This is a genomic window from Streptomyces sp. NPDC048639 (assembly GCF_043199075.1).
Taxonomy (GTDB): domain Bacteria; phylum Actinomycetota; class Actinomycetes; order Streptomycetales; family Streptomycetaceae; genus Streptomyces.
This window is the reverse complement of sequence record NZ_JBICVP010000003.1, coordinates 181,636-199,301: the sequence shown is the minus strand read 5'-3', so window position 1 is coordinate 199,301 and position 17,666 is coordinate 181,636. Positions and strand designations below refer to the sequence as shown.

At 70.1% G+C, this 17,666-nt stretch carries 16 protein-coding genes and 3 tRNA genes; 9 read left to right on the top strand and 10 right to left on the bottom strand.

What is annotated here, in order from left to right; genetic code table 11:
* Positions 1-10: 10 nt before the first annotated feature.
* The 5 genes from ACGFNH_RS09225 to ACGFNH_RS09205 all read right to left on the bottom strand — a co-directional run bounded on the left by ACGFNH_RS09225 (position 11) and on the right by ACGFNH_RS09205 (position 8,568).
* On the bottom strand, positions 11-3,130 hold the full coding sequence (locus ACGFNH_RS09225) for a nitrate- and nitrite sensing domain-containing protein (RefSeq protein WP_393652422.1): 3,120 nt from the start codon (positions 3,128-3,130) through the stop codon (positions 11-13).
* Positions 3,131-3,460: 330 nt separating this feature from the next.
* Complete coding sequence (locus ACGFNH_RS09220; protein WP_393652421.1) at positions 3,461-4,042, bottom strand: ATP/GTP-binding protein; 582 nt, start codon at positions 4,040-4,042, stop codon at positions 3,461-3,463.
* Complete coding sequence (locus ACGFNH_RS09215) at positions 4,023-4,430, bottom strand: DUF742 domain-containing protein (protein WP_360846608.1); 408 nt, start codon at positions 4,428-4,430, stop codon at positions 4,023-4,025. Before ACGFNH_RS09215 ends, ACGFNH_RS09220 begins: the two co-directional genes overlap by 20 nt.
* Before the next feature lie 133 nt (positions 4,431-4,563).
* A complete protein-coding gene (locus tag ACGFNH_RS09210) occupies positions 4,564-4,977 on the bottom strand; it encodes a roadblock/LC7 domain-containing protein (RefSeq protein WP_393652905.1) in 414 nt (137 codons plus the stop codon).
* 9 nt (positions 4,978-4,986) lie between these two features.
* Positions 4,987-8,568 carry a nitrate- and nitrite sensing domain-containing protein gene (locus tag ACGFNH_RS09205; protein ID WP_393652420.1) on the bottom strand — a complete coding sequence of 1,194 codons (3,582 nt, stop codon included), beginning with the start codon at positions 8,566-8,568 and terminating at the stop codon, positions 4,987-4,989.
* Positions 8,569-9,040: 472 nt separating this feature from the next.
* Between ACGFNH_RS09205 and ACGFNH_RS09200 the strand changes: the two genes are divergently transcribed.
* The 3 genes from ACGFNH_RS09200 (at position 9,041) to gltX (ending at position 11,673) form a co-directional block, all read left to right on the top strand.
* Entirely contained in the window at positions 9,041-9,220 is a 180-nt protein-coding gene (locus ACGFNH_RS09200; protein WP_393652419.1) for a hypothetical protein, read from the top strand.
* Positions 9,221-9,422: 202 nt separating this feature from the next.
* Positions 9,423-10,205, top strand: a complete 783-nt coding sequence (locus tag ACGFNH_RS09195; RefSeq protein WP_393652418.1) for a fumarylacetoacetate hydrolase family protein — start codon at positions 9,423-9,425, stop codon at positions 10,203-10,205.
* Entirely contained in the window at positions 10,198-11,673 is a 1,476-nt protein-coding gene (gene gltX / locus ACGFNH_RS09190) for a glutamate--tRNA ligase (RefSeq protein ID WP_393652417.1), read from the top strand. Before ACGFNH_RS09195 ends, gltX begins: the two co-directional genes overlap by 8 nt.
* Positions 11,674-11,741: 68 nt before the next feature.
* On the opposite strand, the gene ACGFNH_RS09185 is transcribed toward gltX, so the two are convergent.
* Genes ACGFNH_RS09185 through ACGFNH_RS09175 form a run of 3 tightly spaced genes read right to left on the bottom strand, consistent with a single transcriptional unit; the run spans position 11,742 to position 13,001 of the window.
* The gene (locus tag ACGFNH_RS09185; RefSeq protein ID WP_393652416.1) at positions 11,742-11,945 is read right to left on the bottom strand and encodes a DUF397 domain-containing protein; all 204 of its coding nucleotides are present in this window, start codon (positions 11,943-11,945) and stop codon (positions 11,742-11,744) included.
* A gap of 13 nt (positions 11,946-11,958) precedes the next feature.
* Complete coding sequence (locus tag ACGFNH_RS09180; RefSeq protein WP_393652415.1) at positions 11,959-12,159, bottom strand: DUF397 domain-containing protein; 201 nt, start codon at positions 12,157-12,159, stop codon at positions 11,959-11,961.
* Positions 12,160-12,161: 2 nt separating this feature from the next.
* The gene (locus ACGFNH_RS09175) at positions 12,162-13,001 is read right to left on the bottom strand and encodes a Scr1 family TA system antitoxin-like transcriptional regulator (RefSeq protein WP_393652414.1); all 840 of its coding nucleotides are present in this window, start codon (positions 12,999-13,001) and stop codon (positions 12,162-12,164) included.
* Positions 13,002-13,122: 121 nt separating this feature from the next.
* Here ACGFNH_RS09175 and ACGFNH_RS09170 point away from each other — a divergent pair, with 121 nt between their 5' ends.
* From ACGFNH_RS09170 to ACGFNH_RS09155, 4 genes are all read left to right on the top strand, one after another.
* Positions 13,123-13,575: an ATP-binding protein gene (locus ACGFNH_RS09170; RefSeq protein ID WP_393652413.1), complete on the top strand. Its 453-nt coding sequence runs from the start codon at positions 13,123-13,125 to the stop codon at positions 13,573-13,575.
* A gap of 157 nt (positions 13,576-13,732) precedes the next feature.
* A tRNA-Gln gene (locus tag ACGFNH_RS09165) sits at positions 13,733-13,804 on the top strand.
* A gap of 38 nt (positions 13,805-13,842) precedes the next feature.
* Positions 13,843-13,915, top strand: a tRNA-Glu gene (locus tag ACGFNH_RS09160).
* A gap of 66 nt (positions 13,916-13,981) precedes the next feature.
* Positions 13,982-14,054 (top strand) — tRNA-Glu (locus ACGFNH_RS09155).
* Between the two features lie 66 nt (positions 14,055-14,120).
* On the opposite strand, the gene ACGFNH_RS09150 is transcribed toward ACGFNH_RS09155, so the two are convergent.
* Positions 14,121-14,759: a MerR family transcriptional regulator gene (locus ACGFNH_RS09150; protein WP_393652412.1), complete on the bottom strand. Its 639-nt coding sequence runs from the start codon at positions 14,757-14,759 to the stop codon at positions 14,121-14,123.
* An 86-nt stretch (positions 14,760-14,845) separates the two neighbouring features.
* Between ACGFNH_RS09150 and ACGFNH_RS09145 the strand changes: the two genes are divergently transcribed.
* Complete coding sequence (locus ACGFNH_RS09145; RefSeq protein ID WP_393652411.1) at positions 14,846-15,331, top strand: DUF4188 domain-containing protein; 486 nt, start codon at positions 14,846-14,848, stop codon at positions 15,329-15,331.
* A 3-nt stretch (positions 15,332-15,334) separates the two neighbouring features.
* Here ACGFNH_RS09145 and ndgR read toward each other — a convergent pair whose 3' ends face one another.
* Positions 15,335-16,051, bottom strand: a complete 717-nt coding sequence (gene ndgR / locus ACGFNH_RS09140; protein ID WP_393652410.1) for an IclR family transcriptional regulator NdgR — start codon at positions 16,049-16,051, stop codon at positions 15,335-15,337.
* 187 nt (positions 16,052-16,238) lie between these two features.
* Between ndgR and leuC the strand changes: the two genes are divergently transcribed.
* Positions 16,239-17,663 (top strand): 3-isopropylmalate dehydratase large subunit, encoded by a 1,425-nt coding sequence (leuC, locus tag ACGFNH_RS09135; RefSeq protein ID WP_393652409.1) that lies wholly within the window; start codon positions 16,239-16,241, stop codon positions 17,661-17,663.
* The last annotated feature ends 3 nt before the right edge of the window (positions 17,664-17,666 follow it).

Genomic DNA, 17,666 nt, shown 5'->3' with positions numbered 1-17,666 from the left:
CGGGCTCACACTAACGCTCCTGATCGTAGGTGCTGCCGCCGGGGCCGAAGCCCTGGCCGTTGGTGTTCATCCCTGCGTTGCGTCCCCGCTGGACACCCCGCCGCAGGTTGCTCAACCTGCCACGGACGTCCTCGGGAGCGCGGGAGACCTGAGGGCCGCCCTGCGGGGTCTGCTCTGCGGTTCCTTCGACCAGGTTGGCCTTGGGCACCCGCCGGGGGAGTCCGGACGGTGTGACTCCGCCGGCCTTCGGGTCGCGGAGCTGCTCGGCGCGCCGCCAGCGGTCGTCGTTCGACGTGCGCCAGTCGTCACCGTTGTCCTGCCGGTCCTGCCGGTCCTGCGGTTCCTGCCTGTCCTGCGGGACGCTCCGGGCCTGCGGGACCTGCTGGGTCCGCTCCGCCTCCTCGTGAGGCTGCCACGCCCTGTCCCGGCGCGGCAGGCCGGCGCCGGTCGTGGAGTGGGTACCGCTCGAGGTCGGTCCCGGACGGTCGAAGCCTACGCGTTCGGACGCTTCCGCGGGAGCCGCCCGAGATTCCGATTCCGCTCCGTAGCCTGCGCTGTGACGCGGCTCGTAGGAGAGGGGCGCATCCCAGTCGGCACGCGGCGACGGGGCGTCGTACTGGGCATACGTACCGTGTTCGGTGTCCGACGGCTCGTTGTAGGCGGGCTCGTCGTAGGCCGGCTCCTGGTACGCCGGGGCCTGGTATCCGGATTCCGGATAGGCGGCGCGAGGGAACTCGGCGGTGTCGTAGCCCCGCTGCTCGTCCTGGTAGCCGTTCCGGTCCCGGTCGTCCTGGTAGCGGCCGTCCTGGTAGTGGTCGGCGGCCTGCGCCTCGAGCTGGGCCCGCAGCTCCTCCCGCATCAGCGAACGGCCCACAGGGTCGAGCTCGCGGGCGTCGTCCGGCACCTCGTAACGGCTGTCGTCGAAGCCCAGCTCGGCGGCGGTGCGCAACGGGGGCTGAGCGAAGCCGTTGAACGAGGGCGCGTCCTGCTCCGGCATGATCCGGGAGACCGTGAAGTCGTCCTCGGGCGCCTCTTCGCCGCCACCACCGTGGGTGATCGCTTCCGGCAGCATGACGAGCGACGTCGTACCGGCCTGCTCGCCGGAGGGGCGGAGCTGGACGCGGATGCCGTGCCGGTCGGCCAGCCGGCCGACCACGAACAGGCCCATGCGCTGGGAGATCGCGGCGTCCACGGTCGGCGGGTTCGCCAGCTTGTGGTTGATGTCCGCGAAGTCCTCGGCGGTGAGGCCGATGCCCTTGTCGTGGATCTCGACCATCACGCGGCCGTCGGGCAGCCGGGTCGCGGTGACCCGCACCTTGGTCTGCGGCGAGGAGAACGTGGTGGCGTTCTCCAGCAGCTCGGCGAGCAGGTGCACGAGGTCGGTCACGGCGGCGCCGTGGATCTCGCTCTCCGGTACGCCGGTGATGTCGATGCGCTCGTACGCCTCCACCTCGGAGGTCGCGGCGCGGAGCACGTCGACCAGCGGGACGGGCTGGTTCCAGCGGCGGCCGGGCTCCTCGCCCGAGAGGACGAGGAGGTTCTCGCCGTTCCGCCGCATGCGGGTCGCCAGGTGATCCAGGCGGAAGAGGCTCTCGAGCTGGTCCGGGTCGGCCTCGTTGTTCTCCAGCTCGGTGATCAGGGTGAGCTGTCCCTCGATGAGGCCCTGGTTCCGGCGGGAGAGGTTGGTGAAGATCGCGTTGACGTTGCCCCGAAGCAGCGCCTGCTCGGCGGCGAGCCGGACCGCCTCGCGGTGCACCTGGTCGAAGGCGCGGGCGACCTCGCCGATCTCGTCCTGGCTGGTGATCGGGATCGGCTTGACGCGGGTGTCGACGCGGCCCGGGTCCGTACGGGAGAGCTGGTCGACCAGCATCGGCAGGCGCTGCTCGGCGACGTCGAAGGCGGCGGTGCGCAGCCGCCGCATGCTGCGGCTCATCGAGCGGGCCATCAGCCCGGCGATGATGAACGCGGTGAGCAGCGCGACGACCACGATGGCCGCGTTGACGATGGCGTCCTGCTTGGCGTCGTCGGCGATCTGCGAGGCCTCGTTCACGGCCTTGTCGATGAGGTCCGTCTCGACCGACCGGTAGGCGTCGAACTTGCCGGTCGCCGTGGCGAACCAGGTCTCCGGGGTGATGCCCTCGGGCTTGAGGTCCTTCGCGCCGGTGCCCCGGCCGATGGCCGTGACCATGTCCTTCATGGCCGGCGGTTCGACGAACGGTACGTCGGCGGCCTCGGCCTGCTGCTTGGCCTCCGCGACCTGCCGCTTGCCCTTGGCCTGTGCGTCGGCCATCGCCTTGCGCAGCGCCGTCTGGTCCTGGGCGGTGCCGCCGGAGACGTACTCGGCGAGGGCGATGTTCTCCAGGTACGCGTACGAGGTGAAGGCGGTGACCTGGGCGCTGCGGTCCTTCGCGGCCGGGCCGGGCTTCACCAGGAGGTGGGTGCCGATGGAGCGCTGAAGCGATTCAGCACCCTTGGCCAGAGATATCGCGTAGACCGTACGGCCGTAGCTGGTGATGTTGCCGGTGCCGAGGCCGAGCTCGTTGGCGAACTCCATCAACGGGTGCTGGACCTGGACGTAGCCCTCTTCGGTCTGCACCGCGGGCAGTGCCGAGGAGTAGGCGGCCTGACGGAGCTTGCCGAGGTTGCCCTCGCCGTCCCGGAAGGCCTTCAGACGCCGCTGGAGTCCGGGGCGGTCCGGCATGTCGGCGACGGCCGTTTCGAAGTCCTTGCGGGCGTTGTCGGTCGCCGCCCGCGCGTCCGTGACGACTTTGCTGTCACGATCACCGCTCAGAAGTGGAACCGCCGTGCGGTCACGCTCGTCAATGAGAGCGTGACCATAAGTTTCCGCCGCCCTGACGAGACGCGCCGTGCGTTCGGCGTCCTGCGCCTCGCGCCAGGTGTCGATGGAACTGCTCACCTGGAAACCGCCGAAGACGAGCCCGACGAGCACGGGTATGAGCAGGATCGCGTTCAGCCTGGTGGGCACCCGCCAGTTGCGGGGCGACAGCCGGCTGCCGCTCGCCGGGGCGACGTCAGGCACATCGGCGGTGGACGCCGCGGGGCGCGGCGCCGGGGTGAAGTTGCCTCGTGCCGCTTGATGCGACGCGGGACCGGGCTTGCTTCGCCTCACTCGACCAACAACCTCTCGGCGTCGGCACCCAGGGGTGTGCCGGGACTTTCAGAGCCGTTACTACTCGGCAGTTCAGGGAATTGCAGCACGTCAGGGGCGCGCATTCCAAACACCCGGTGGGGGCCGTTCCGGCGGGCATAAGGGCGAGATAATTGGGGCATCACCTCTGAATTTCCCGCAAAGCTCCGGGAGATTGTGCGCACAGCGAAGCCACCCGAATGCATCGGGTGTTGACCGCTGAACAATTCTCTGTCGAAACGTTATGAACACAGCGGCGGGCCGTGTCAAAGGACACAGCCCGCCGGTCGATCAACTTCCGCCTCCGGACGGCTACTTGAGCCGAGCCATCAGAGCGTGCTCCACCAGCGTGATCAGCGCGCTCTTGGCCTCGCTGCGGTGGCGGGCGTCGGTGGTGATGATCGGGGCGTCGGGTCCGATCTGCAGCGCCTCGCGGACTTCCTCCGGAGTGTACGGCTGATGTCCGTCGAATCCATTGAGGGCGATCACGAACGGAAGGCCCGAATTCTCGAAGTAGTCCACTGCGGGGAAACAGTCCGCCAGCCGCCGGGTGTCGACCAGCACGACCGCGCCGATGGCGCCGCGGACGAGGTCGTCCCACATGAACCAGAAGCGGTCCTGTCCGGGCGTACCGAAGAGGTACAGGATCAGGTCCTGGTCCAGGGTGATACGGCCGAAGTCCATCGCCACGGTCGTCGTGGTCTTGTCCTGGACATGGCTCAGATCGTCGATCCCCGCCGAGGCGGAGGTCATCACGGCCTCGGTGCGCAGCGGATTGATCTCCGAGACCGCGCCGACGAACGTGGTCTTGCCCACGCCGAAGCCGCCCGCCACCACGATCTTCGCGGAAGTGGTGGAGCGGGCCGCTCCGCCGCTAGAGCTTCCGAAGTCCACTGAGCACCCTTTCGAGCAAAGTCACATCCGGCGTACCGCCGGCCTCGTCGGCGCCGCCTGGCTGGTGGATCGCCACCATGCCGGCCTCCGCCAGGTCGGCCACGAGGATCCGGGCCACTCCCAGCGGTATCGCCAGCAGCGCGGATACCTCGGCGACGGATTTGACCTCGCGGCACAGGTGGCAGATGCGCTGGTGCTCCGGGAGCAGTCCGCCCAGCTGGGCCGGATCCGCGGTGGTGCTGACCAGGGCCTCGATGGCGAGCTGGTAGCGCGGCCGGGTCCGGCCCCCGGTCATGGCGTACGGCCGCACCAGCGGCTGGTCGCCATCGTCCCCGTACGGCGCGTCCTGGTAGGCGCCGTACGGGCCGAGCGAATGGGGCGGGGTCATGAGTCCTCCGGGCGGGACAACGGTTGTCGTCTCGCGGGGCCGCTGGGAGGTGCGATCGGCCCGACGAGGTCGGTCGGTTGAGCGTACGTCGGACGGGCGTTTCGGTCAGTCGGTTCGGAAAGGTCGTTCGTGTTCAGTTGAGAAGGCTTCCTTGCAATTCGGCGCGCAGGTCCGGGGTGAGGACGCTGCCCGCGCGGTCGACGAGCAGAGCCATCTCGTAGCCCACGAGGCCGATGTCGCAATCGGGGTGGGCGAGGACGGCCAGGGAGGAACCGTCGGAGACGGACATGATGAAGAGGAAGCCGCGCTCCATCTCCACCACGGTCTGGTTGACCACGCCGCCTTCGAAGATGCGGGAGGCACCGGATGTCAGCGAGGTCAGACCCGAGGCCACGGCCGCGAGCTGGTCGGCACGGTCGCGCGGGAACCCTTCGGACATCGCGAGCAGCAGGCCGTCGGCCGAAACCACCACCGTGTGCGACACCCCGGGGGTGTTGTCCACGAAGTTGGTGATCAACCAGTTCAGGTTCTGCGCCGCCTGGCTCATCGGACTCAACTAACGCTCCTGCTGGTAAGTGGGGCCGTAGCCCTGGTTGTTGCTGTCGTGGCCGTCCGTCCCGGCCTGGCGGCCTCGTTGGATGCCCCGCCGGAGGTTGGTCAGCCGTCCGCGCACGTCGTCGGGCGCACGGGAGACCTGCGGTGCCGTGGGGTGGGTCTGCTGCTGTGACGCGGTGCCCGCCACGAGGTTGGCGCGCGGGACGCGGCGCGGGAGGCCCGAGGTGGTGACACCGCCGGAGGCGGGCTGCCGGACCCGCTCGGCCTGCCGGCCGAGCTCGTCGTTGGGCGACGAGCGCCAGGACTCCGAGCCGTTCTGGCCGCGGGCGGGCTCGTGCCGGGGTGCGGGCTGCTGCGGCGGCACCGAGGACGCCGGGCGTCCCGAGGGCTGCTGCGGCGCGGGGCGGGGCTCGTGGCCCTGCGTGCGGCCCGGGCGCTCGGCCAGCCGGCCGCCACCGCGGAACCAGTCGGACTCCAGAGTGTCGAAGAGCGGCGTGCGGGCGTCCCCACCAACGCTCGCCGGCCCGTCCAGCTCGGAGGGCGGCAGCGCGAACTGGCCGCTCTCCTGGGGCTGTTGCTGCTGCTGAGGTGCCTCGTCGTAGTCCGGGCGCGGGAACTGCGCCGTCGACTCGACGTCCTCGTGGCCGCGCGGGGTGTCGGCGTTGTCGCGGGGGGCCGTGGTCGGCCAGTCGTCGGAACCGGCGGCGCGGCGGGCGCCCCAACTGGTCCCCGGCTGCTGGCTTCCCGGGCCGCCGGAGCCGCCCGGCAGCTCGGCGGCGGGTCCGCGCGGCGGAAGCTGAGGCCGTCCGCCGCGGTCGGAGCCGGACGCCGGCCCTCGGCCCGCGGGACCGGTGGAGGGGGCCCCGCTGGGCGAGGCGACGGTCGGAGCGGAGCCGCGTCCGTCGCTCGCGCCGGGACGCGGCGGGAGGGCGGGAGCGCGGCCCTGGTCCTCGGTCCGGCCCGGTGCCGCCGGAGGCATGCCCGTACGGGAGCCCGGGGCGTTGCCCGCGCCTGCTCCGGCGGGTGCGGAACCGCCGGGGCGGCCCGGACCGCTGCCGGGGCGTGCGGCAGGGGAGAAGAGCCCGCCGTCGCGCGTCCGGGAGGTGTCCTCGGCGCCGCCGGGACGGCCGCCGGGAGCGAAGGCGCTGCCCGTGCCGGCACCCGCGGTGGGGCGGGCGGGCAGCGGGTTGCCGCTGGTACGGCTCTGCTGGCCACCGGGGCCACCGGAGCCACCGGAGCCGGGGCCGCCCGAGCCCGGACCGTTCGAACCGGGGCCGCTCGGGCCCGGGGTCCCGCCGGGGTCGCGGCTCGGCAGCGCGGCGCGCGCACCGCCGCCCGACACCTGGCCGCGCGGCGTCATGCCGGCGAGGCGGTTGGTTCCGGGAGCGGGAGCGCCGCCGCCCGAAGCGCCCGAGGGGGCGGAGCCGGGCTTGCCGGCCGCCTTCGCGCCGCCCTGGGCGACGTCGACGGGCAGCATGACGAGCGCGGTCGTGCCGCCGGAGTCCGAGGGGCGGAGCTGGATGCGGATGCCGTGCCGCAGCGACAGGCGGCCGACCACGAACAGGCCCATGCGCCGCGAGACGGAGACGTCCACGGTGGGCGGGCTGGCCAGCCGCTCGTTGATCGCCGCCAGGTCCTCGGGGGAGAGGCCGATACCGGTGTCGTGGATCTCGACGAGCACGCGGCCGTCGGGCAGCGCGTGACCGGTGACCTTGACCTTGGTCTGCGGTGAGGAGAAGGACGTCGCGTTCTCGAGCAGCTCGGCGAGCAGGTGCACGAGGTCGTTGACGACGCGTCCGGCGACCTCGGTCGTCGGGACGGCGCTCAGCTCGATCCGTTCGTACTGCTCCACCTCGGAGGCGGCGGCGCGGAGCACGTCGACCAGCGGGACCGGGCGGGTCCAGCGGCGGCCGGGCTCCTCGCCGGCGAGGACGAGGAGGTTCTCGCCGTTCCGGCGCATACGGGTCGCGAGGTGGTCCAGCTTGAACAGCGAGGAGAGCTGGTCCGGGTCGGCCTCGCGGCTCTCCAGCTCGGAGATCAGCGAGAGCTGGCGCTGGATGAGGCCCTGGCTGCGGCGCGAGAGGTTGGTGAACATCGCGTTGACGTTGCCCCGCAGCAGCGCCTGCTCGGCCGCGAGGCGGACCGCCTCGCGGTGCACGTCGTCGAACGCCGCGGCCACTCGGCCGATCTCGTCCCGGCTGTGCACACCGACGGACTGGACGGAGGTGTCCACGTCCTGCGGGTCGGACTCGGAAAGCTGCTTGACCAGCTCGGGCAGGCGCTTCTGCGAGACGTCCTGCGCGGTGTCCTGCAGCCGGCGCAGCGAGCGCACCATGGAGCGGGCCACGACGAACGCGCCGACGAGCGAGACACCGAGGACGAGCAGGATGACGGCACCGTTGAGGATGGCTTCCTGCTGGGCGTCGGAGCGCAGTTCGCGCGCCTTCTCCTCCATCTCGGAGAGCAGCGTCTGCTCGATCCGGGACATCTCGTCGATCTTGGTGCTGTCCTGGTCGTACCAGTCCTTGTACGAGCGCTTCTCGTTGGAGATCTGGCCGTCGGTCTTCAGGACCCGGGCGGCGTAGGTGTCCGCCAGGATGATCTCGGAGTTGCCGCCGTCCTCCAGGGCCTGCAGCAGCTCCTGGGAGGTCGACTTGCTGCCCCCGCGGTAGACCTGGATGAACTGGGCGAGCGCGGACTCCTCGCTCTGCTGCGCCGACTGGCCGTAGAGCCGGTCGTTGGCGGACAGCTTCGGCTTGGGCTCGTTGGCGAGACCGGCCGCGATGACCGCGCGCTGGATGGAGGCGTACTCCTTGGCCGAGGAGAACGCGGCCAGGGCGCGGGTGGAGCGGATCATCTCGCTGTTGCTGGTCGCCTGGGCCATGTCCTGGGACAGCGAGAGCAGCGAGGTGATCAGCTCGTTGTAGCTGCTCGCGGTCTGCGCGATGTAGTCGCTGTCGTCGTACGCGTTCGCCCGGATCGTCTTGATCTTCTCGAGCTGCTTGAGGATGTTGACGAGCGAGGAGTTGACGCCGACGAGGGCCTCGGAGTTCGAGGCCTCGATGTCCTGGGTGGCCTCGCGGAACGACTGCTTGGCGCGGTCGCTCTTGATGCGGGAGTAGACGACGTCGTCGTTCTTGTCGTCCCCGGTGGCCAGCGGCCCCGCCGAGTGGTCGCGCTCCTCCTGGAGTGCGGACGCCAGCTCGGTGGCCTGCTTGGTCATCTCGGTCAGCAGCTTCATGTTCTCGAGCTGCTTGAGATTGTCCATCGAGTTGTCGATGCGCAGCGCGCCCAGGGTCGTCGCGGCGACGACGGGCAGCGCGAGCAGGGACACCAGACGGGTGCTGATGCGCCAGTTGCGCAGGGCCATCCGAGAGCCGGCACTCGGCGCGGGCCTCGTCCGGGGCGGTTCGGCGGACTCGCCGTTGCCCATCGGGCCCGGGCGGGCAGGACTCAGCGTCCCGTTGCTCTCAGGCGTGGAACCCGCACCCTGGGCACGCTGGGGTGTGGAGCCACGATCGGTTCCACCGCGCGGCTCGGGCTCCGCCGCAGCGCTGTCATCCCTCTTGAAACGTCCCTGCACTAGCGTCGCAACCTCTGGACCAGGCGTCCCGCTGCGTCAGCAGTGGGACGGTGTCGAGTCATTGTGGGGAACATCGGCCCCGGCGGTCCGTGGAATTCCAGCACAGTGCCGGATCTGCAACAAGACCGGCGGGTGAGAGCGTGACAGACATGACGCTGTGTACGCGGGGAATCACCGCCCGTGGAAACCGAATTCAGCGATAACGGACTTTTTTCCACCAGACGCGCGGTCGGCTCCGGTGTCCCAGTAGCGGTGATCAGGAGCGGAACATTCCCTTCAGTGGCCATTGTCCGTTTCGGGTTGCTGTAAGTCGTGTCCGTAATGGGTGATTTGCGGTGGGGTCGGTGACCAAAATCACATGAGGATCAAGGGAGTTGAGGCTTCCCGCTGCAAGGGCATGGGAATGGCGCGTCTAGCCTTCTGGTTGACAAAAATAAGTGATTCGACAAGCGACGACACGAGGCAGACACCGGTGAAGACCACGATGCTGTTCGGCAACATAGCCAACCCGCGCCGCACCACCCTCGCCCACCTCGAGGACGCCGAGGAAATGCACACCGCAGGCGCCGTCACAGCAGAGCACAGTGCCGATCTGCCCGCGCAGACCGCCAACCCGCGTCGCACCGTCCTCATGGACGTGCCCGAGGTCTGAATCCCGTAGGCGCGTGATCCGGTCCGGACGAACCGGCCCCCTTCTGCGGGGGCCGGCCTCATGTCGTGGGCCGGGATCTTCGCGCATCCCGCTCCGTCCGTGGCTCCGCTCGCCCCGAGAACGCCCGCGAGGCCGGGCCGCGCCCCCGCGATAGCCTGGAGTGTCAGTCTTCAGCAGTGATCCAGAGGGGCAGCGGCTTCGCGTGCGCATCGCCAGGTTCTCCATCGACGGCAACGTCGCCTTCGGCGTGGTGGAAGGAGATTCCTCCGCCAAGGAGGGACCCGTCCTCGACATCATCAAGGGCCATCCCTTCGCCGAATTCGAGCGCTCGGGCCAGACGGTTCCCATCGGCAAGGTCCGGCTGCTGCCGCCCGTGCTGCCCAGCAAGGTCGTCGCGATCGGCCGCAACTACGCCGAGCACGCCGCCGAACTGGGCCATGAGGTCCCCGACGTCCCGGTCGCCTTCTTCAAGCCGTCCACCGCCGTGACCGGCCCGGGCGACCCCATCGCGTACCCCGCCTTCTCCAGCGAGGTGCACTACGAGGCCGAGCTGGCCGTCGTCATCGGCCGCATGTGCCGCGAGGTGCCGCGGGACCGCGTGAAGGACGTCATCCTCGGTTACACCTGCGCCAACGACGTCACCGCACGGGACGTCCAGCGGAGCGAGTCGCAGTGGGCGCGGGCCAAGGGCTTCGACAGCTCCTGCCCGCTCGGCCCCTGGGTGGAGACCGAACTCGACCCCGCCGACCTGGGGATCATGTGCACCGTCAACGGTGAGCAACGTCAGCTCGGCCGTACGAGCGACATGGTCCACTCCGTCGCGGACCTGATCGTGCACATCACGGAGGCGATGACGCTGCTCCCCGGCGACGTCGTCCTCACGGGCACCCCGGCAGGGGTCGGCCCGCTCAACGTCGGCGACGAGGTCGCCGTCACCATCGAAGGCATCGGCACTCTCACCAACAAGGTGATCAAGCGTGGCTAGCGCACCCGTACGCGTACGTTTCTGTCCCTCGCCGACCGGCAACCCCCACGTGGGCCTGGTCCGCACCGCCCTCTTCAACTGGGCCTTCGCGCGCCACCACGGCGGCACCCTGGTCTTCCGCATCGAGGACACCGACGCGGCCCGCGACTCCGAGGAGTCCTACGAGGCGCTGCTCGACTCCATGCGCTGGCTGGGCTTCGACTGGGACGAGGGCCCCGAGGTCGGCGGCCCGCACGAGCCGTACCGCCAGTCGCAGCGCATGGACGTCTACACTGACGTCGCCCGCCGGCTGCGCGAGCGCGGCTTCGCCTACCCGTGCTACTGCACCACCGAGGAGTTGGAGCAGCGCCGCGAGGCCGCCCGCGCCGCGGGCAAGCCCTCCGGGTACGACGGCGCGTGCCGCACCCTGGCGGCCGAGCAGATCGAGGCGTACGAGCGCGAGGGCCGCACGCCGATCATCCGCTTCCGGATGCCCGACGAGCCGATCACCTTCACCGACCTGGTGCGCGGCGAGCTGACCTTCAGCCCGGAGAACGTGCCCGACTTCGGCATCGTCCGGGCCAACGGCGCTCCGCTCTACACACTGGTCAACCCCGTCGACGACGCGCTGATGGAGATCACGCACGTGCTGCGCGGCGAGGACCTGCTGTCCTCCACCCCGCGGCAGATCGCGCTCTACGCCGCCCTCGCCGAGATCGGCGTCGGCAACGGCACCACCCCGCAGTTCGGCCACCTGCCGTACGTGATGGGCGAGGGCAACAAGAAGCTCTCCAAGCGCGACCCGCAGGCCAACCTCAACCTCTACCGCGAGCGCGGCTTCCTGCCCGCGGGACTCCTCAACTACCTGTCCCTGCTGGGCTGGTCGCTCGCCGCCGACCGCGATGTCTTCACCATCGACGAGATGGTCGCCGCGTTCGACATCGACGGCGTCAACGCCAACCCGGCGCGCTTCGACCTGAAGAAGGCCGAGGCCATCAACGCCGACCACATCCGGATGATGGACGTGAAGGACTTCATCGCCGCCTGCGAGCCGTGGCTGAGCGCGCCCCACGCGCCCTGGACGTCCGAGGCGTTCGATGCCCAGGCCTTCGCAGCCCTCGCCCCGCTCGCCCAGACGCGGCTCACGGTCCTGTCCGACATCACGGCCAATGTCGACTTCCTCTTCCTGGATGAGCCCGTCGAGGACGAGGCGTCCTGGCAGAAGGCCATGAAGCCGGGCGCCGACGCGCTGCTCAGGACGGCTCGCGAGAAGCTCGCGACCTCCGACTGGAACGCCGACGCGCTGAAGGAGACCGTCATCGCCGCCGGCGAGGAGCACGGCCTCAAGCTCGGCAAGGCCCAGGCCCCGGTCCGCGTCGCGGTCACCGGCCGTACGGTCGGCCTCCCGCTCTTCGAGTCCCTGGAGGTCCTGGGCCGCGACCGCACCCTGGCCCGCGTGGACGCCGCCCTGGCGAAGCTGTCGGCGTAACGGCCGCACGCACGGCGGAGGGCCCGGAAGCGCGCGCTTCCGGGCCCTTCGTGCGTCAACTCCCGCCTCTAACAGGCGTGCTGCCGTGCGTAGTCGACGAAGTCGGCCCATGCGGCGGGTGTGAAGGTGAGATGGCGGCCGGTGGGGTTCTTGGAGTCCCGTACGTGCACGGCGCAGGGACCGGCGGAGACCTCGACGCACTCGCCTCCGGCGCCGCCGCTGTGGCTGCTCTTCACCCAGGTGGGATAAGTCGTGTGCTGTTCCGATGCCATGCCGCCTCCGGACCTAGCGATGGGAACGTCGTGCGAAGTCGACGAAGTCGGCCCACTCCTCGGATGTGAAGGTGAGCGTGCCCATGGTGGGGTTCTTGGAGTCCCGCACATGCACGGCGCAGGGGGTAGCGGCGACCTCGATGCACTCGCCGCCTTCGGCTCCGCTGTGGCTGCTCTTCAGCCAGGTGAGCTGACCAGTCTCGGACTGCTTCATCATCATGCTTCTCCCAGCAACTTCTCGATGCGCAGCAGGGATTCCTGCGGGCTCAGCGCCTGTGCCCGGATGATTCCATACCGCAGAGCAAGCACTCGGACCCTCTCCCGTTCGGAGATGAGCCTCCCGTGACCTTGACTCTCCAGATAGGCCACCTGGTCACCGTTCATAGGCGTCATCAGTGTGAAGGGCCCATCCACACCGGCATTGTCGGTGACGTCCAACGGCATGACCTGGATCTCCACATCCGGGTTCTGTCCGGTGAGATGAAGTTGCTCGAGTTGGCCTCTCCGGACGTAGGGCCCGCCGAAGTGCCGTAGGAGCACGATCTCTTCGAGGACGAAGCTGAGCGTGGGCGCTGGTTTGCGACAGAAGATGGCCTGCCTGGCAAGCCGTGCCGTGACCTGACGCTCAACGGCGCTCTTGTCCCAGCGTGGGCGTCCCATCGCGAACACGGCCCGCGCGTACTCCTCCGTCTGCAACAGCCCCGGCACGACGTGCGTCGCATACGCGTGGAACTCGATCGCCTCTTCCTCCACCCGTGCCGCGTCGCGGAAGAACGCCGGGTAGCGGGCGCGGGCCACCTGCTGCTTCATCGCGAGCAGGACGCCGCCCGCGTCCAGGAGGTCGTCCGCCTTCTCGATCAGCTCCGGGCGGGGGATGCGGCGGCCCTGTTCCACGGCGGCGATCTGGGCCTCCCCGTACCCGAGGTGCCCGGCCAGTTCCGCCTGGGTGAGCCCTGCCCGCTCCCGGAACAGCTTGATCTGCCGCCCGAACGACCGCATGAACTCGCCGCTCGGATCCTCGCGGCCCGATGCCGTCTCCCGCTTCGGCTCCGTCACCGTGTGTCCTCCGCCCGCGTCCCCGCACGACCCCGACAGTCGGGGGACCGACCCCGACAGTCACGCTCCGTACGCATGCCGTTGCTGGTCAGGCTAGGGGCGTCTCGGCACGCTCGTACGCATGACGACCGCAATTCCCTCGTCCTCGGCCACAGGCCAACCGGCCCCGCTCACCCATGAGTTCACGATGCGTTTCACCTCCACGCCGCGCGGGGCACGCCTGGCGCGGCGTTTGGCGTCGCAGCGGCTGGAGAGCTGCGGGCACCCGTACGGGACGCGGGTGAACGACGAGACGACCCTGATCGTGGCCGAGCTGGCGGGCAACGCGGTGCGGCACGGTCATGTACCCGGCCGCGACTTCCGCCTCCGGCTCGAGCTGCGCCGCGCGTGCCTCCGGGTCGAGATCACCGACACCCGGGCCGAACGTCGGCCACCGAGCGCCGTGGCCGAGCCACCGCCGTCGGCGGAGTCGGGCCGGGGGCTGTGGCTGGTCTCCCAACTCGCGCTGCGCTGGGGGGTCGCCGCCCGTGCGGACGGGCCCGGCAAGATGGTGTGGGCCGAGGTCGGAACCTGAACGGAGCCGTGCCCGCGGCACGGCTCGGCGTGCTCGATACCCGTTTTGGAGCGTGGTCTTCGATCGGGTAATGTTCTTCCTGCGCCGCCGAGCGGGCCGAAAGGTCGACCAGGAAGCGCAAGCCGGACAAAACCCCCCGCAGGGGGTTGCGTTTTGGTGGGGTATGGTGTAATTGGCAGCACGAGTGATTCTGGTTCACTTAGTCTAGGTTCGAGTCCTGGTACCCCAGCAAGAGTTCACCTCGCGTGGCTCTTGGAGCAGTGCCTAGCCCCCGTTGTGTAGCGGCCTAGCACGCCGCCCTCTCAAGGCGGTAGCGCCGGTTCGAATCCGGTCGGGGGTACAGATCCTGCCTTCCGTCACCATCCGGGTCGCTCCCGGAGGCGGCGACGAGTCAAGGATCGCCAGGGCCCCCGTTGTGTAGCGGCCTAGCACGCCGCCCTCTCAAGGCGGTAGCGCCGGTTCGAATCCGGTCGGGGGTACAGCAGAGAAAGCCCCTCCTCGCGGAGGGGCTTTTTTCGTGCCCGCTTCCCGTCTCTGCCACCCGCTCAGCGGGCGAACCGCCGCGCGGATTCCTCCGCGTGAGCCATCCGCCGCAGACTGAGCAGCACCGGCTCGTACAGCACCGTCAGCGCCACCGCGGCCTCCACCTGCTCGGCCGGCTGCGCGTACTCCTCGACCAGATCCAGGTCATGGGCGGCGATCTCGGCCGCAGCGCGGGCGTAGGGCTCCAAGTGGGCCGTGTCGCACCGGTAGCCGAGCCGCTCCAGGGCGGCGACCGAGGCGACCAGCGTTTGGCGGGCGGGGGACGGCTCGCCCCCTTCCTCGAAGGTCCAGCCGAGCTGCCGCAGGAGTTCGGCCACCGTCGCGCGCGCTGTCTCGGCCGCCGGGTCGTCCTCGTCCGGCTCCGGGCCCTGGGGCAGCGACCAGGTCGCGGCTCCCAGTCGCATGTGCTGGTCCAGCGACTCGTCCTCGACGGCGGCGAGCACCTCGCGCGCGGTCGTCACCGGCATGCGCCCCACCTGGATCAGTGCCCGTACGAGCCGCAGTCGGCGCAGGTGCTCCTCGCCGTACTCGGCCTGGGTGGCGCTGATCCGGCGGCCGGGAGGGAGCAGGCGTTCGCGCAGGTAGTACTTGATCGTCGCGGTGGGGACCCCGCTGTGTTCGCTCAACTCCGCGAGCCGCATTGCCCTTGCACCCTTCATTGGAGAGTGGCACTATCCAATCATGGATAGCGACACTATCCAATCGATGGACGGCAGGGGGAATGGTCATGGGCAGTGCAGTGATTCCGGGACGGCAGACCGCGGCGGCGGACGGGGAGGTGACCGTCTTCCTCATCGGCATGCGGATCAACCGCCTTCGCGCCGTGCGCAGTTGGTGGCCGGTCTTCACCGCGATGCCACGGATGCTCAAGGAGTTGGCGCGCGACGGAAGCATCGGAATGCTCGGCTTCCGCTTCCTGCTCGGCGGCCCCCGCGTCCTGTACGTGGTCCAGTACTGGGAGTCGCACGAGAAGCTCTTCGCGTACGCCGCGGACGCGGGCAAGGAGCACCGCCCGGCGTGGGCCGCGTTCAACCGCCGTATGCGCGAGGGGAAGGGGCATGTCGGCTTCTGGCACGAGACGTACGTCGTCCCGGCCGGAGGTCATGAGTCGGTGTACGTCAACATGCCCGCGTTCGGCCTGGGTGCGGCCACCGGGGTCGAGCCGGTCGGTCGCCGCGGTGACAGCGCCGCGCAGCGGCTCCGCAGGGGCTGAGGGTCAGCTGCTGCGCCGCAGGGCCTCGCTCAACCGGCCCGCCGCGTCGATGACCGCCTGGGCGTGCATCCGGCCCGGGTGGCGGGTCAGCCGCTCGATCGGTCCGGAGACCGAGACGGCGGCGACCACGCGGTTGGACGGACCCCGCACAGGAGCGGAGACCGAGGCCACGCCCGGCTCCCGTTCGCCGATGGACTGGGCCCAGCCCCGGCGCCGTACGCCGGAGAGCGCGGTGGCCGTGAAACGGGCGCCCTGGAGGCCCCGGTGCAGCCGCTCGGGCTCCTCCCAGGCCATGAGGATCTGCGCCGCGGAGCCCGCCTTCATGGGCAGCGTGGAGCCGACGGGCACGGTGTCCCGCAGTCCGGACAGCCGTTCCGCCGCGGCCACGCAGATCCGCATGTCGCCCTGGCGCCGGTAGAGCTGTGCGCTCTCCCCGGTCACGTCCCGCAGATGCGTGAGCACCGGGCCGGCCGTGGCCAGCAGCCGGTCTTCGCCGGCCGCCGCGGCCAGCTCCGCCAGCCGCGGTCCCAGGATGAAACGGCCCTGCATGTCGCGCGCCACCATGCGGTGGTGCTCCAGGGCGACCGCGAGCCGGTGTGCCGTGGGGCGGGCGAGACCGGTCGCGGCGACGAGCCCGGCCAGGGTGGCCGGACCGGATTCGAGGGCGCCGAGAACCAGCGCTGCCTTGTCGAGAACACCGACGCCGCTAGAGTTGTCCATGAAACGATATTCGCGTCTCACTCTGTGAAACGCAAGTTCAATTTCCTGCGTAACCCGTCACTCTGGTTGAGGCGGGCGCAGACCACGGCCCGCAGGCGCCGCCCAGCACGGGGGCGGGCGGACGCCCATGGGAATCGACCCAGGGAATCGAGCAGGGCCGGCGGACCGGCCGGCCGGAGGGAAAGCGATGGGACGGACACTCGCGGAGAAGGTCTGGGACGACCATGTCGTCCGGCGCGCGGAGGGCGAGCCCGACCTTCTCTTCATCGACCTGCACCTGCTGCACGAGGTGACCAGCCCGCAGGCGTTCGACGGCCTGCGCAAGACCGCTCGGCAGGTCCGGCGAACCGACCTCACCATCGCCACAGAGGACCACAACACCCCCACCCTCGACATCGACAAGCCGATCGCCGACCCCGTCTCGCGTACGCAGCTCGAGACGCTGCGCAAGAACTGCGCGGAGTTCGGCGTCCGGCTGCACCCGCTGGGCGATGTCGAGCAGGGCGTTGTCCACGTTGTGGGACCACAGCTCGGACTCACCCAGCCCGGCACGACCGTGGTCTGCGGTGACAGCCACACCTCCACCCACGGAGCGTTCGGCGCGCTGGCATTCGGCATCGGCACCAGCCAGGTCGAGCATGTGCTGGCCACGCAGACGCTGCCGATGGCCCCCTTCAGGACCATGGCGATCACGGTCGAGGGCGAGCTGCCCGAGGGCGTCACCGCCAAGGATCTGATCCTGGCGATCATCGCGCGCATCGGGACGGGCGGCGGCCAGGGTTACGTGATCGAGTACCGCGGTCCGGCCATCGAGAAGCTCTCGATGGAAGCCCGGATGACCATCTGCAACATGTCGATCGAGGCCGGCGCCCGCGCCGGCATGATCGCCCCGGACGAGACGACGTTCGCCTACATCAAGGACCGCGATCACGCACCTCAGGGAGAGGACTGGGACGCGGCGGTGGAGTACTGGAGGACGCTGCGCACCGACGAGGACGCCGTCTTCGACCACGAGGTCGTCATCGACGCCTCCGGGCTCGCGCCGTTCGTCACTTGGGGCACCAACCCGGGCCAGGGTGCGCCCCTCTCCGAGACGGTGCCGGACCCCTCCTCGTACACCGACGCATCCGAGCGCTTCGCCGCCGAAAAGGCCCTGGAATACATGGGTTTGACGGCGGGTCAGCCGCTGCGCGAGATCACCGTCGACACCGTCTTCGTGGGCTCCTGCACCAACGGCCGCATCGAGGACCTGCGCTCGGCCGCGGCCGTTGTCGAGGGCCGCCGGATCGCCGACGGCGTCCGCATGTTGGTCGTCCCCGGCTCCGTACGCGTCTCCCTCCAGGCCGTCGAAGAAGGCCTGGACAAGGTTTTCACCGCCGCTGGGGCCGAATGGAGGCACGCGGGCTGCTCGATGTGCCTGGGCATGAACCCCGACCAGCTCAAGCCCGGTGAGCGCGCCGCCTCCACCTCCAATCGCAACTTCGAGGGGCGGCAGGGCAAGGGCGGGCGTACGCACCTGGTCTCCCCGCAGGTGGCCGCCGCCACCGCGGTCCTGGGGCATCTCGCCTCCCCGGCCGACCTCGCCGACGCCCCGACCCTCGTGGAGGCCTGAGGA